This window comes from Micromonospora sp. WMMD710 (genome assembly GCF_029626045.1).
Classification (GTDB): domain Bacteria; phylum Actinomycetota; class Actinomycetes; order Mycobacteriales; family Micromonosporaceae; genus Micromonospora.
Map to the genome: position 1 here is coordinate 5921485 of NZ_JARUBD010000001.1, position 13037 is coordinate 5934521.

The 13037-nt window shown below is 72.8% G+C and carries 14 protein-coding genes; 10 read left to right on the forward strand and 4 right to left on the reverse strand.

Annotated features, from left to right (window positions below; translation table 11 throughout):
* Window positions 1-115: 115 nt before the first annotated feature.
* The gene (locus O7620_RS27430) at window positions 116-955 is read right to left on the reverse strand and encodes a UbiA family prenyltransferase (RefSeq protein WP_151489212.1); all 840 of its coding nucleotides are present in this window, start codon (window positions 953-955) and stop codon (window positions 116-118) included.
* A 45-nt stretch (window positions 956-1000) separates the two neighbouring features.
* On the opposite strand from O7620_RS27430, the gene O7620_RS27435 reads away from it, so the two are divergent.
* From O7620_RS27435 to O7620_RS27450, 4 genes are all read left to right on the forward strand, one after another.
* The gene (locus O7620_RS27435) at window positions 1001-1774 is read left to right on the forward strand and encodes a methyltransferase domain-containing protein (protein WP_278126003.1); all 774 of its coding nucleotides are present in this window, start codon (window positions 1001-1003) and stop codon (window positions 1772-1774) included.
* A gap of 41 nt (window positions 1775-1815) precedes the next feature.
* Complete coding sequence (locus O7620_RS27440; protein ID WP_278126005.1) at window positions 1816-2982, forward strand: acyl-CoA dehydrogenase family protein; 1167 nt, start codon at window positions 1816-1818, stop codon at window positions 2980-2982.
* A gap of 85 nt (window positions 2983-3067) precedes the next feature.
* Window positions 3068-4126: a type III polyketide synthase gene (locus O7620_RS27445; protein ID WP_151489215.1), complete on the forward strand. Its 1059-nt coding sequence runs from the start codon at window positions 3068-3070 to the stop codon at window positions 4124-4126.
* A 32-nt stretch (window positions 4127-4158) separates the two neighbouring features.
* On the forward strand, window positions 4159-4791 hold the full coding sequence (locus O7620_RS27450; protein ID WP_278126006.1) for a hypothetical protein: 633 nt from the start codon (window positions 4159-4161) through the stop codon (window positions 4789-4791).
* 45 nt (window positions 4792-4836) lie between these two features.
* On the opposite strand, the gene O7620_RS27455 is transcribed toward O7620_RS27450, so the two are convergent.
* Window positions 4837-5505: a hypothetical protein gene (locus tag O7620_RS27455; RefSeq protein WP_151489217.1), complete on the reverse strand. Its 669-nt coding sequence runs from the start codon at window positions 5503-5505 to the stop codon at window positions 4837-4839.
* A 327-nt stretch (window positions 5506-5832) separates the two neighbouring features.
* On the opposite strand from O7620_RS27455, the gene O7620_RS27460 reads away from it, so the two are divergent.
* The 4 genes from O7620_RS27460 to O7620_RS27475 are packed head-to-tail and all read left to right on the forward strand — an operon-like array spanning window position 5833 to window position 8608.
* Window positions 5833-6318: a CarD family transcriptional regulator gene (locus O7620_RS27460; RefSeq protein WP_007073334.1), complete on the forward strand. Its 486-nt coding sequence runs from the start codon at window positions 5833-5835 to the stop codon at window positions 6316-6318.
* Between the two features lie 56 nt (window positions 6319-6374).
* Window positions 6375-7070, forward strand: coding sequence for a 2-C-methyl-D-erythritol 4-phosphate cytidylyltransferase (gene ispD / locus O7620_RS27465; protein WP_278126007.1), 696 nt, complete (start codon window positions 6375-6377; stop codon window positions 7068-7070).
* A 16-nt stretch (window positions 7071-7086) separates the two neighbouring features.
* The gene (gene ispF, locus O7620_RS27470; RefSeq protein ID WP_151489219.1) at window positions 7087-7569 is read left to right on the forward strand and encodes a 2-C-methyl-D-erythritol 2,4-cyclodiphosphate synthase; all 483 of its coding nucleotides are present in this window, start codon (window positions 7087-7089) and stop codon (window positions 7567-7569) included.
* Window positions 7570-7579: 10 nt separating this feature from the next.
* Window positions 7580-8608 carry a tetratricopeptide repeat protein gene (locus O7620_RS27475; protein ID WP_278126008.1) on the forward strand — a complete coding sequence of 343 codons (1029 nt, stop codon included), beginning with the start codon at window positions 7580-7582 and terminating at the stop codon, window positions 8606-8608.
* Window positions 8609-8629: 21 nt separating this feature from the next.
* On the opposite strand, the gene O7620_RS27480 is transcribed toward O7620_RS27475, so the two are convergent.
* Window positions 8630-9523 (reverse strand): IS982 family transposase, encoded by an 894-nt coding sequence (locus tag O7620_RS27480; protein WP_278125338.1) that lies wholly within the window; start codon window positions 9521-9523, stop codon window positions 8630-8632.
* A 64-nt stretch (window positions 9524-9587) separates the two neighbouring features.
* A complete protein-coding gene (locus O7620_RS27485) occupies window positions 9588-10784 on the reverse strand; it encodes a homogentisate 1,2-dioxygenase domain-containing protein (RefSeq protein WP_278126009.1) in 1197 nt (398 codons plus the stop codon).
* A gap of 94 nt (window positions 10785-10878) precedes the next feature.
* Between O7620_RS27485 and O7620_RS27490 the strand changes: the two genes are divergently transcribed.
* Window positions 10879-11748: a hypothetical protein gene (locus tag O7620_RS27490; RefSeq protein WP_278126010.1), complete on the forward strand. Its 870-nt coding sequence runs from the start codon at window positions 10879-10881 to the stop codon at window positions 11746-11748.
* On the forward strand, window positions 11745-12941 hold the full coding sequence (gene fahA / locus O7620_RS27495) for a fumarylacetoacetase (RefSeq protein ID WP_278126012.1): 1197 nt from the start codon (window positions 11745-11747) through the stop codon (window positions 12939-12941). Before O7620_RS27490 ends, fahA begins: the two co-directional genes overlap by 4 nt.
* The last annotated feature ends 96 nt before the right edge of the window (window positions 12942-13037 follow it).

Genomic DNA, 13037 nt, shown 5'->3' on the forward strand with positions numbered 1-13037 from the left:
ACCCGGCCTCCACGCCGGGCACGGTGGCCATACCCGCGCAGACCGCGCTCCAGGGTAGTTGGGGCTGATCGAGGCCCGCACGCGGACCCGGCAATGCCACCTTCCCGGGTGCCGGTCACACCACCCGACCGCTCGCCACCAGCAGGACCACGTCGATGAGGGCGATCAGCATGACCCCCCGGAAGGCCGCCACCGGCCGCCGGCCGGCCCGGAGCGCCGAGCGACCGGCGTACCAGCTCAGCGGCGGTACCACGGCGGCCGCGCCGACCGCCGCGACGCCGACCGCCGACGGCGGCCCGGGTGGCCCGAGGACCAGGGCGGCGGTCGCCGCGAGCAGGAGCGTGGCGGCGGCGAGCCGGCTGCCGGTCGCGCCCAGCCGGTGCGGCAGCCCGCGCACACCCGTGCGGGCGTCGTCGGCCAGGTCGGGGAGCACGTTGGCGAAGTGCGCGCCGGCGCCGAGGCACGCCGCAGCGGTGAGCAGCCACGCCGGCGGGGTCGGCTGGCCGGGCAGGGCCAGCACCACGAAGGCGGGCAGTGCCCCGAACGAGACCGCGTAGGGCAGCACCGAGAACGCGGTGGCCTTGAGCGGCCAGTCGTAGAGCAGCGCGGAGACCAGGGCGACGGTGAGCCAGAACGCCGCCGTGGGGTTCGTGGTCAGCGCCAGCAGCGGGCAGGCCACCGCGGCCACCGCGGCGGCCCAGGCCGTGGTGCGCCGGCCGACCGCGCCGGCGGCGACCGGTTTGTCGGTACGCCCCACGGTGGCGTCCCGCTCGGCGTCCAGCGCGTCGTTGGTCCACCCGACGGCCAGCTGGCTGGCCAGCACGGCGAGCACCACCGAGGCGATTCCGGACGGTCTGTGCCCCACTCCCCAGGCCAGCAGACCGGCCACCGTGGTCACCGCTGCGGCCGGTTCCGGATGGCTCGCCCTGACCAGCCCTAACACCCTCGACGACATAAGGGAAGTCTGGTCGTTACCGAGCAGTCGTGCCACGCTCGTGCCATGCGAGACGTGGCTGCGGCCCCGGCGTCCACCGGCCCCCGGGTGCTGCCGCGCAACGATCCGCGCCAGTACGACGACCTGGCCGGTGAGTGGTGGCGGCCAGATGGCGCGTTCGCGATGCTGCACTGGCTGGCGGAGGCCCGCGCGGCGCTGGTGCCGCCGGCGAGTCGGCCCGACGCGCTCCTCGTCGACCTGGGTTGTGGCGCCGGCCTGCTCGCGCCACACCTGGCTGGTAAGGGTTACCGGCATGTCGGGGTGGACCTGACCCGGTCGGCGCTGGTCCAGGCCGCCGAGCACGGGGTACGCGTCGTGCAGGCCGACGCCACGTCGGTCCCGCTGCCGGACGGCTGCGCCGACGTGGTCTCCGCCGGCGAGCTGCTGGAACATGTGCCGGCGTGGCCGCGTGTGGTAGCCGAGGCGTGTCGGTTGCTGCGCCCCGGTGGCCTGCTGGTGCTGGACACCCTGAACGACACGGCGCTGGCGCGGCTCGTCGCGGTACGCATCGCCGAGCGTCTGCCGACGGTGCCGCGCGGCATCCACGATCCACGGTTGTTTGTGGACGCTCGCGAGCTGGTGGCCGAGTGCGCCCGGCACGGCGTCGACCTGCGGCTGCGGGGCATTCGGCCGCAGGTGGGCGGCCTGCTTGCCTGGTTGGTGCGGCGGGCCCGCGCGTCCCGGTCCTCCGGTGCGGTGGCGGTCGGCCGCGCCCCGCGCATCGTGCCGACCCGTTCCACGGCCGTGCTTTACCAGGGCCGGGGGGTCCGCAAGGGATAGTCGGCCGTGGCGGGGGTATGGACGCCGAGAAGGGGGCGAATATGACGGTGCGCGCGCTGGAGGCGGCCCGCCGGTTGGCGCCGCGGTTCGCCGCGCGGGCGGCGGAGCACGACCGGGACGGCTCCTTCCCGGTCGAGGATTTTCGTGACCTGCGGGAGGCCGGCCTGTTCGGGCTGATGGTGCCCCGGGCGCTGGGTGGTCTCGGCGCCAGCTTCGCCGAGTACTCCGCCGTGGCCACCGAGCTTGCCCGGGGCAACGGCGCGACGGCCCTGGTGTTCAACATGCACGCGTCGGTCACCGGGGCGCTGGGTGCCGTCACCGAGGAGTTGGCCGAGGCGCTGGGTGTGCCGGACGAGGCGTTAGCCGCCCGGGATCGGCTGCTCACCGCGGCGGCGCAGGGTTCGTGGTACGCGGTCGCGATGAGCGAACGCGGTGCCGGCGCGCGGCTCTCGCAACTGAGTACGGTCTACGAGGCGACCGACGGCGGCTGGCATCTCAAGGGCAGCAAGACCTTCTGTTCGGGGGCGGGGCACGCCGACGGCTACCTGGTGGCCGCGCGCAGTGCCGCCGACCAGTCGGTGGTGTCCCAGTTCCTGGTGCCGGCCGGCGACGGGTTGACCGTCGAGCCGACCTGGGACGCGCTCGGCATGCGTGCCACCTCCTCGCATGACCTGCACCTGGACGTCACCGTGCCGGCCGACCGGCTGCTCGGTGGGGTGGAGGGGTTGGCCCTGGTGGTCGCCCAGCTGATGCCGCACTGGCTGGTGGCGAGTTACGCGGCGGTCTACGTGGGGGTGGCCCAGGCGGCGATCGACGCGGCGGCCGAGCACCTCAACGCCCGCAACCTGGCCGGCCTGCCGGCGGTGCGGGCGCGGTTGGGGCGGGCGGACGCGGCGACCGCGGCGGCCCGGCTGGTGGTCGCCGAGGCGGCCCGCCGGGTGGACGATGCGCCGGGCGACGCGGAGACCAACCGGTGGGTGTGGCGGGCCAAGCTGCTCGCTGGCACCACGGCCGCCGAGGTGGCGGCGTCGGTGCTGGAGGCGGCGGGCACCTCGGCGACGCGGCGCGGCCATCCGTTGGAGCGGCTCTACCGGGACGCCCGTTGCGGGTCGTTGCACCCGGCGACGTCGGATGTCTGCGCCGACTGGCTGGGCATCGCCGCGCTGGGCGGCGACCCGGACCGCGACGGATCGACTCCGCGTTGGTGAGCCGGCGCGGCTCGGGTGAGGTGGTGCGACGGCCGGGCACGATGGCCGGGGGGACGGACCGGGGGAGGACAGCTTCGGACGAGAGGTGGGGATCGTGCCCGTACCAGTGATCGCGGGGCTCGGAACGGCGCAGCCGCCGTCGGCCTCGCAGGACGAGTTGTGGGAGGGCTTCTTCTCCCGGCACTTCTCCGGCACCACCCGGTCGTTGGCTCAGCGGATCTTCGCCAACTCGGGGGTGACCCGGCGGCAGGCGGCCGTCAATCCCCTGTTGGAGGACGTCTCGGACTGGCCGACCGAACGCCGGATGCGCCGCTACCAGGTGGAGGCGTTGCCGCTGGGTAAGGAGGCGGTCGGTCGTGCGTTGACGGCGGCCGGACTCGGTGCCGGCGACGTGGGGTTGTTCATCGTCTGTTCCTGCACCGGGTACGCCACCCCGGGGCTGGACATCCTGCTGGCCCGGGATCTTGGCATGGCTCCGGACACGCAGCGGATGTTCGTGGGTCACATGGGCTGCTACGCAGCACTGCCAGGGCTGGGCGCGGCGAGCGACTTCGTCACCGCCCGGGGGCGTCCGGCGCTGCTGCTCTGCGCGGAGTTGACCAGCCTGCACATCCAGCCGTCCAGCGCCCGGGTGGACACTCAGCAGATCGTCTCGCACGCGCTCTTCTCGGACGCCGCGGTCGCCGCCGTGGTGGTGCCGGATGGTCGGGGGTACGCGCTGCGTGAGGTCACGTCGGTCACCGACACCTCGACGGCGGACCACATGACCTGGGACGTGACCGACGCCGGTTTCCGGATGGGGTTGTCGCCGAAGGTGCCGCAGGTGCTGTCCCGGCATGTGCGTGCTCTGGTCGACGACCTGCTGGCCCGGCACGGCACGACCGGTTCCGAGGTGGACGGTTGGGCGGTGCACCCGGGTGGGCCGCGGATCCTCAACGTGGTGGAGCGGGAGTTGGCTCTGCCGCCGCAGGCGTTGGCGGCGTCCCGGGCGACGCTCGACGAGCACGGCAACTGTTCCTCGCCGACGGTGCTGCTGATCGTGGATCGGCTCAGCCGCGCGGCCACGGCGCCCCGCCGGATCGTCATGCTGGCGTTCGGCCCCGGCCTCACCCTGTACGCGGCCCTTCTCGATCGACAGGAGTGATCTCCGCGCGGCCCGGCGGTACGCTCAGCACCATGGACACGGCGGACGACCGGCTGCGGTCGGTGGTGCTGGTCGGGGTGACCCTGGCCGTGCTGGCGGTGGGCGGCTGGTGGTGGCGGGCCGCCGCCCCTGCCCCGACGGCCGGGTCGGCCGGCCCGCCGACGGCCGCGTCGAGCGTCAGCACCGACCTGGACCGGGTCGTCGCCTCCGGTGCGCCCGATGAGCGGGTGACGATGCGGGTGGATCCGCAGACCGGCGACATCATCAGCTTCCAGCGCCGCCCGTCGCTGATCGACCCCACGACGGGCGCGCTCACCGGCATCGACAGCGACGAGGGGGTGCTCTCCCCGGGGAGTGACCTGCCGTCGTTCCACCAGACGATCTGGCGGGAGGACCGGGAACTCGCGCCGGGCCAGGGGCTGACCAGGCAGGCGTCCGACGACGGCTCCCGCTATCTGCTGCAGTACCGGTGCACCCGACCGGGCGTCATGGCGGTGACGGGCACCGGGGCCGAGATCGCCGGCCCGCCGCGCATCGACTGCGACGGCTCGGTCGCCTCGGCCGAGGTGCTGCCCGGTGGCGGGCCGTTCCGGGTGTCCCTGTCGGCCGTCGGCGACCAGCCCATCGACGTCGAGGTGCAGCTCGTCGCCCTGCCTCCGCGCTAGGCAGGCCCCTCAGACGGCGCGGGCCGGTCGGGCGGCGAGGGCAGGTCAGGCGGCGAGGGCGCTCAGGTCGTCCCGGTACGCGTCGACCGGCCCGAGGTCGGGCAGCACCCGGGTGACCACGCCGGTGCGGTCGACCAGCAGTGCGGTCGCGGCGCCGGGCCCCAGGAACGAGCGCAGCCCGCCGGCGGGGTCGGCAAGTGCCCGGACGCCGTTGATCGGCGGTGGGGTGCTGACCGCCCGCCCTTCGGTCACGGTGACCACGGTGACCCCGGCGGGCGCTGCGGCGACGGCCTCGGCGACGACGTCCGGGCACGCGCAGTCGTCCACCAGGATGATCATGGCGGGCAGCAGGCCGCGCAGCGGCACCGGCGCCTGGCCGGCGTCGACCAGGTCCAGCGCGGGCAACGCCCGGCCAGTGAGGGACGCGGGTGGTGAGGACGGTGTCGGTGTCGGCCGGTCGGTGCCGCGGGTGGCGCGAGGCCAGGTGACGGCGAGCAGGCCGGCCAGCGTGGTGAGCACCGCGATCAGCAGGACCAGCATCGGCAGGGCCAGCGCCCGGTGTGGGCCGGCGGCGCGGCGTAGCTCACGGCGGAGCTGTGCGGCCTCGCTGGCGAGCGCCGAGGCGTCGTCGGGGATGACCACGCGACCCCATTCGGGTGGCAGGTCGGGCAGGCCGTCGGACGGCCCGTGGCCCTCTGCGTCCGGCTTGCCCATCGGACCCCCTGAAGCGTCTCGAGAGCGGAATGCTGTTCGGCCTCCAGCGTCCCCCACCGGGGGCACCTCTCGCTACACCTGGGCGCGGTCCCGCTGCCCGGGATACCATGAGGTGAGCGCATAGCCCTTGATCTCGACGTTCTGTTCACCCGTACCGGGCAGTCATCCGTGCGTTACGGAGCGTGTTCGAACCATCGGTTTGACCGCCTGTCAAGCTGAAGAAAGACCTCTCACAGGGCCCCTGAGCTGCGCCAACGGTCAGGACATCGGTGAGACATCGGTGCCTGACCGTGTTACCCTAGACACAGCGAAAGGGGTTTCGAACCTATGGTTTTCAGTGTCGGCGAGACCGTTGTTTACCCCCACCACGGGGCCGCACTCATCGAGGCAATCGAGACTCGGGTCATCAAGGGCGAGCCTAAGCAATATCTCGTCCTGAGGGTCGCGCAGGGTGACCTGACGGTCCGGGTGCCCGCCGAGAACGCCGAGATCGTGGGCGTGCGCGAGGTGGTTGGCGAAGAGGGCCTCGGTAAGGTCTTCGACGTTCTTCGGGCTCCGCACACCGAAGAGCCGACCAACTGGTCGCGGCGTTACAAGGCCAACCTGGAAAAGCTGGCCTCCGGCAACCCGCTGAAGGTCGCCGAGGTCGTGCGTGACCTGTGGCGCCGGGAGCGGGAGCGGGGACTGTCCGCGGGTGAGAAGCGGATGCTCGCCAAGGCCCGCGACATTCTCGTCGGCGAGGTCGCGCTGGCGGAGAAGAGCACCAAGGACGAGGCGGAGACGCTGCTCGACAAGGTGCTCACCGAGGCCTAGTCCGCACAGCATCGTCGTACCCGATTCGTAGCGAAGAAACCACCGAGGACCGCGACGTGACCGCGCAGCTCAATCCGCGCGGTGACGTCGCGGTCCTCGTGCCTGCGGCGGGTGCCGGTGTACGACTCGGCCCCGGCCGACCCAAGGCGCTGCGGCTGCTCGCCGGTGAACCGCTGCTGGTGCACGCCGTACGGCGGTTGGCGGCGGCACCCTCGGTGCACACGATCGTGGTGGCGGCGCCGGCCGCCGAGGTGACGGCCGTCCGCGAGCTGCTCGCCCCGGTGGCACCGGTGACCGTGGTGCCCGGCGGGGCGGAGCGGCAGGCGTCGGTGGCCGCCGCGCTGGCCGCGGTGCCCGCCGGCCCGACGATCATCCTCGTGCACGACGCCGCCCGCGCGCTCACCCCTGCCGAGCTGGTCGAGTCCGTCGCGGCGGCGGTCCGGTCCGGCCGGGACGCGGTGATCCCGGTGCTGCCGGTCGTCGACACGATCAAGGAGGTCGGTGCCGGCGAGGTGGTGCTCGGCACCGTCGACCGGTCGGCCCTGCGCGCGGTGCAGACCCCGCAGGGTTTCCGCCGGGCCGTGCTTGCCGCGGCGCACGCCGCAGCGGGCGACCCGCTCACCGACGACGCCGGTCTCGTCGAGAAGCAGGGCATCACCGTGAGCTGTGTGCCCGGCTCCGAGTACGCCCTGAAGATCACCCGGCCCTTCGACCTGGCGCTCGCGGAGCATCTGCTCGCCGCCGGCGGCTGACGCGTACCCTCGGGTCATGATCGTTCCCCGGGTGGCCATCGGCACCGACGTGCACGCGTTCGAGCCCGGCCGGCCCTGCTGGGTCGCGGGCCTGCTCTGGCCCGACCAGGATGGCCTGGCCGGGCACTCGGACGCCGACGTGGCCGCGCACGCCGCCTGCAACGCGCTGCTCTCCGCCGCCGGCCTCGGTGATCTCGGCTCCGTCTTCGGGGTGGGTCAGCCGGAGTGGGCCGGCGCGTCGGGGGTGGCCCTGCTGACCGAGACGGCCCGGCGGGTGCGTGCGGCCGGCCTGGAGATCGGCAACGTGTCCGTGCAGGTCGTCGGCAACCGACCCAAGATCAGTCGCCGCCGGGAGGAGGCCCAGCAGGTGCTCTCCGCCGCCGTCGACGCCCCGGTGACCATCTCGGCCGCGACCACCGACGGCCTCGGTTTCACCGGCCGGGAGGAAGGCTTGGCCGGCATCGCGGTGGCGCTGGTGTACGATGCTCCGGCCGCCTAGGCTCGCCGCGATGTCCACCGATCCCACCCCCGACCAGTCCGCCGCCGACGGCTACGTCCAGCGCGCCCAGCTCCTCGCCGAACTCGGCCGCCACGACGAGGCGGCCGGTGAGTTGACCTACGGGCTCGCCCTGCGCCCCGACGCCCCGGACGCCCTCACCATGCTGGCCCGGGTGCACCTGGCCGCCGGCCGGCCGGCGGACGCGCTCACCGCCGCCGACGCGGCCGTGGCCGCCGCACCGGATGCTCTTCCGCCACTGGTCACCCGTGCCATGGCGCTGGCCGACCTGGGGCGGTACCCGGAGTCGGCCGCCACCGCCGACCGGCTCCTCGCGCTCGGTGCCGACGACGCGTACGCCCAGCGCAGCGCGGCGGCGATCCTGGCCGACTCGCGCAACGGCCAGCCGGCGCTCAACGCGGCCTGGCGCGGGGTCGAGCTGGCGCCGGACGAACCGCAGGCGCATCTCGTGCTCGGTCTGGTCGCCGCCCGGCTGGAGCTGTTCGACCTGGCCGAGCGGGCCTACCGGGAGGCGTTGCGGCTCGACCCTCTCCTCGCTGACGCCCCCCACGACGTGGGTGTCATCCGTCTCGAGCAGCGCCGCTGGTCGCAGGCGTTGGAACACGTCGCCGAGGCGGTCACCATCAGCCCGAGCCGGATGGACTCCGGGCGGACCATCGCGTACGGCCTGCACCGCCTGGTGCTCTGGGGCGCGGGCTGGTCGCTGGTGGCGGCGGTGCTGGTGGCGTTCGCGGCCTCGGCCAACGACGGGCTCTCCCGCGTCGTCGCGCTGCTCGCCGCGCTGACCGGTGGGGTCGTGGTGTGGCAGCTCGCCGCACGCCTGCCGGGGCTGACCCGGACGGTGCTGCCCGCCCTGGTGCACTCGGATCGGGCGATGGCGCTGGCGATCTACGCGGTGGGAGCCGCGCCCGTGCTGCTCCTGGTGTACGCGGTGGTCGGCTCGCCGTGGCCGCTGGTGCTGGCCATCGCCGCCACCGCGATCGCCGAGTTCGCCGTCTTCACCCGTACCGCGATCCGCTAGACGAGTTGTTCCGAATTCCGGTTAGTGGTCGTAGGCGATCAGTGACCGGGTGACGGGCGCGCTGGTCTTGTTGTTGTGCCAGATCGCCGCTGTCATGGCAAGCAGGCGTTGGGCGACACGGACGGCCACACCGGCGAAGGTCCGTCCGCCGTGTTGTTCCAGGTCAAGCTGGCCCTTGAGGGTGTCGTTCACCGACTCGATCAGTTGTCGGACCTTCTTGAGCATCGGCTCGCCGTAGCGGGTCTTCTCCTTCTTGCGGGACGGGCGCAGTAGTTCGATGCCCTGTTCGGCCAACTGCCGCTCGAACGGCGTGGAGGCGAATCCCTTGTCGCTGATCAGCAGGATCCCGTCGTGCTCGGCCACCACGGCGGCCTCGACGTCGAGCATCGCGGCGAGGACCTCTCGCTCGCCGATCTTCGGGTTCGCCAGGGCCCACAGGATCGGCATCCCGGTCGGGGTGCAGACCAGGTAGAGCCGGAGGCCCCAGAAGAAGCGGGAATGGGAGGCGCAGTAGCCGTATCCGGCCCAGCCGGCCAGGTCCGAACGCTGCGCCGTCGGGCGCGACATGCCGCAGGGTATCGGGGTGGAATCGACGATCCAGTGGTTGTCGAACCAGAAGTCACTGTCGCGCGCCAGGTCCCGGATCACCTTCTTGACCAGCGGAAGCGCCGCACGGAGCCGCTTGTTGTAGCCCGGCCGCTGCGGCAGGTAGGCAAACATGCCGGCGAGATGAATACGGGCGTAGCGGATCCAATGCGCTTCCGAGCGGGCGCCGAGCAGGACCTGCGCCACCGCGAGGCATACCAGTTCGGAGTCGGTCAACAGCGGCGGCCGGCCCCGCCACCGGGGCGTGCGGATGCTGTCGTCGATCTTCACGTACAGTGCGGTCAAGAGGGTATCCAGGTCTTGCGTCACAACATGATCTTGGATGCCCTCTCTTCATGCCCAGACATCGACCCCTGACTTCGGAACTACTCGTCTAGGCCCGTCGCGCCCAGGTCCAGGCGTACGCGTCGTCCTCGCAGGTGCGGGCCGCGTCGCAGAGATCCAGCGGGCGGAAGGTGTCGACCATGACGGCCAGCTCGTCGAAGTAGTCCGCGCCGATGGAGCGTTCGGCGGCGCCCGGCTGGGGGCCGTGGGTGAAGCCGGACGGGTGCAGCGAGATCGACCCCTGCTCGATGCCGGAGCCGCGCCGGGCCTCGTAGTTGCCGCCGGTGTAGAAGAGCATCTCGTCGGAGTCGACGTTGTGGTGGTTGTACGGCACCGGGATCGAGTCCGGGTGGTAGTCGACCTTGCGGGGCACGAAGGAGCAGATGACGAAGTTGGGCCCCTGGAAGGTCTGGTGCACGGGCGGGGGCTGGTGGATGCGGCCGGTGATCGGCTCGAAGTCGTGGATGGAGAACGCCCACGGGTAGAGGTGCCCGTCCCAGCCGACCACGTCGAACGGGTGGTTGGCATAGGTGTGACGAGTCCACGCAGTGCCGCTGCCACCGGGGCCTGCGGCCCGGGACCGGTGGCGGACCAGCACCTCGACCTCCTCGCCGTCGACGAGCAGCGGCGCGTCCGGCCCCCGGACGTCGCGCTCGCAGTACGGCGAGTGCTCCAGGAACTGGCCGCGGACGGAGAGGTAGCGCTTGGGCGGGCCGATGTGCCCGGACGCCTCGACGGTGAGCAGCCGGACGGGCTGGTCGCCGGTGGGCACGAGCCGGTGGATGGTCGAGGTGGGGATGACGACGTAGTCGCCGGCGACCGCATCCAGTGCCCCGAACGGCGACTCGACCCGCATCGTGCCCGCCTCGACGTAGAGGCAGTGGTCGCCGGTGGCGTCGCGGAACAGCGGCGAGGGCCGGTCGGCGAGCACGTACCCGATCCGTACGTCGTCGTTGGCGAGCAGGTACTGCCGGCCGAGGATCGGGTCGGCGCCGCCGGTGTCCAGCTTGTGGGTGCGCAGGTGGCGGGGCTTGAGCGGCAGGTTTGGTGCCCGGGTGAACGCGGGCGGGGTGAACTCGTCGGCGGCGAGGATCGCGGTGGGCGCGTGCCGGTGGTAGAGCAGGGACGAGTCGGAGGAGAAGCCCTCCTGGCCCATCAGCTCCTCGGCGTAGAGGCTGCCGTCGTGCTGGCGGAACTGGGTGTGGCGCTTGCGGGGCACCTCGCCGACGCTGCGGTAGTACGGCATCTCGCCTCCCGATAAGTCCCGTTCACCGGCCGGTGGCGTCCGATAATCGGACACTGTTGTCCGTTCCTCGTAGCGTCCCGTACATTCTTGTTCCGTGTCAACGCAGGTGCCCGCACTCCTCGACGGCCTGGTGGACGACGCCGCCGTCTTCCCTCCGGGCAGCGCCACGCTCGCCGACGCGCTGACCGCCCACCGCCGACACCGCACCGCCTGGTACGCCGACCTGGTCGGCCCGCTGCTCCTGCCCGCCTCGACCGTCGCGTCCGGCGAGCTGAGCGGTCTCGTCGATCCCGGCGAGGGCCTGGTGGTCGGCCTGATCGGCGACACCGGGATCAGCGGCCTGCCCCTCGCGCACTCCTTTCTGGCCCCGGACGGCGTCACGGCACGCCAGATCGAGGTGGCCGTCGCCAAGCGGGGCGAGGACCCGCTGCCCGGCATCGCCGAACTGCTGGCGCTGACCGGCACGCTGCCGGGCGTCGAGACCGTCTACGCCGAGCTGCCGCTGACCTTCGGGCTGATGGGTGCGCTGGACGCGCTCGCCGCCGCCCGCGCGGACGGGGTGCCGATCGCCGCCAAGTTCCGCACCGGCGGTCTCGCCGCCGAGCTGTTCCCCACCCCGGCCGAGCTGGCCGCCGTGATCTGCGCCTGCCGCGACCGGGACCTGCCGTTCAAGCTCACCGCCGGGCTGCACGAGGCGGTCCGGCACCTCGACCCGGAGACCGGCTTCACCCACCACGGCTACGCCAACGTGCTGGCCGCGACGGTGGCGGCCGCCCACGGCGAGGGCGTGGGGGCGGTCACCGAGCTGCTCACCGTGCTCGACCCGCGTCCCCTGCTGGAACGCGCGAACGCGGGGCTGGACGCGCCGCGCCCCCTGTGGGTCGGCTTCGGCTCGTGCAGCATCCTGGAACCACTGACCGATCTGATCCGGCTGGGGCTGGTGAACGGGGGCTACGACGCATGACCTGGGTGACCGGCGCTGACGGGTCGCCGTACGGGGTGACGAACCTGCCGTACGGAGTGTTCCGGTCGGACGGGGGCGAGCCGCGGATCGGCGTACGGATCGGGTCATGGGTGTTCGACCTGGCCGGGGCGGAGGCCGCCGATCTGGTGCTGGCCGCCGGCACGCTGTGTCGGCCCACCCTGAACGGCTTCATGGCGCTGGGCCGTCCCCAGTGGACGTCGGTACGGCAGCGGATCACGGAGTTGCTGACCGACCCGGCGCACCGGGCCGCGGTGGAGCCGCTGCTGGTGCCCCTGGCCGACGTGGAGCTGCTGCTCCCGGTGGAGGTGGCCGACTACGTCGACTTCTACTCGTCGGAGCACCACGCGTCGAACGTCGGGCAGATCTTCCGCCCCGGTCAGCCGCCGCTGCTGCCGAACTGGAAGCACCTGCCGATCGGCTACCACGGGCGGGCCGGCACCGTCGTCGTCTCCGGCACGCCGGTGACCCGGCCGACCGGGCAGCGGGCCTCCGCCGAGGGTCCGGTCACCGGCCCGTCGGTACGCCTGGACATCGAGGCCGAGGTGGGCTTCGTGGTGGGCGTACCCAGCACGTTGGGCGACCGGGTGTCCGTCGACGACTTCGCCGACCACGTCTTCGGTGTGGTGCTGGTCAACGACTGGTCGGCCCGGGACATCCAGGCGTGGGAGTACCAGCCGCTCGGCCCGTTCCTCGGCAAGTCCTTCGCCACCTCCGTCTCGGCCTGGGTGACGCCGCTGGACGCGCTCGCCGACGCATTCGTGCCGGCCCCCGACCAGGACCCGCCGGTGGTCGACTACCTGCGCGACGTGCCGCACCTCGGGCTCGACCTCCGGCTGGCGGTCGAGTGGAACGGCGAACGCGTCAGCGAGCCGCCGTTCGCCACTATGTACTGGACGCCGGCGCAGCAGTTGGCGCACCTCACCGTAAACGGCGCGTCCCTGCGTACCGGCGACCTGTACGCCTCGGGCACCGTCTCCGGACCCGACCGGGGGCAGGTCGGGTCGTTCCTGGAGCTGACCTGGGGCGGCGCCGAGCCGGTGCGGCTCGGCGACGAGACCCGCACCTTCCTGGCCGACGGAGACACGGTGACCATCACCGCCACCGCGCCCGGCCCGGACGGCACCTCCATCGCCCTCGGCGAGGTCACCGGCACGGTCCGCCCGGCCCGTTGAGCGCAGTGCCGTGCAGGGGCCGGCTCCTGTCTCGTCGACGGGACTCTTGATCGCACCGACTGTGCGATGGCCAGGCCGCGTTGCCGCGTTGATCGT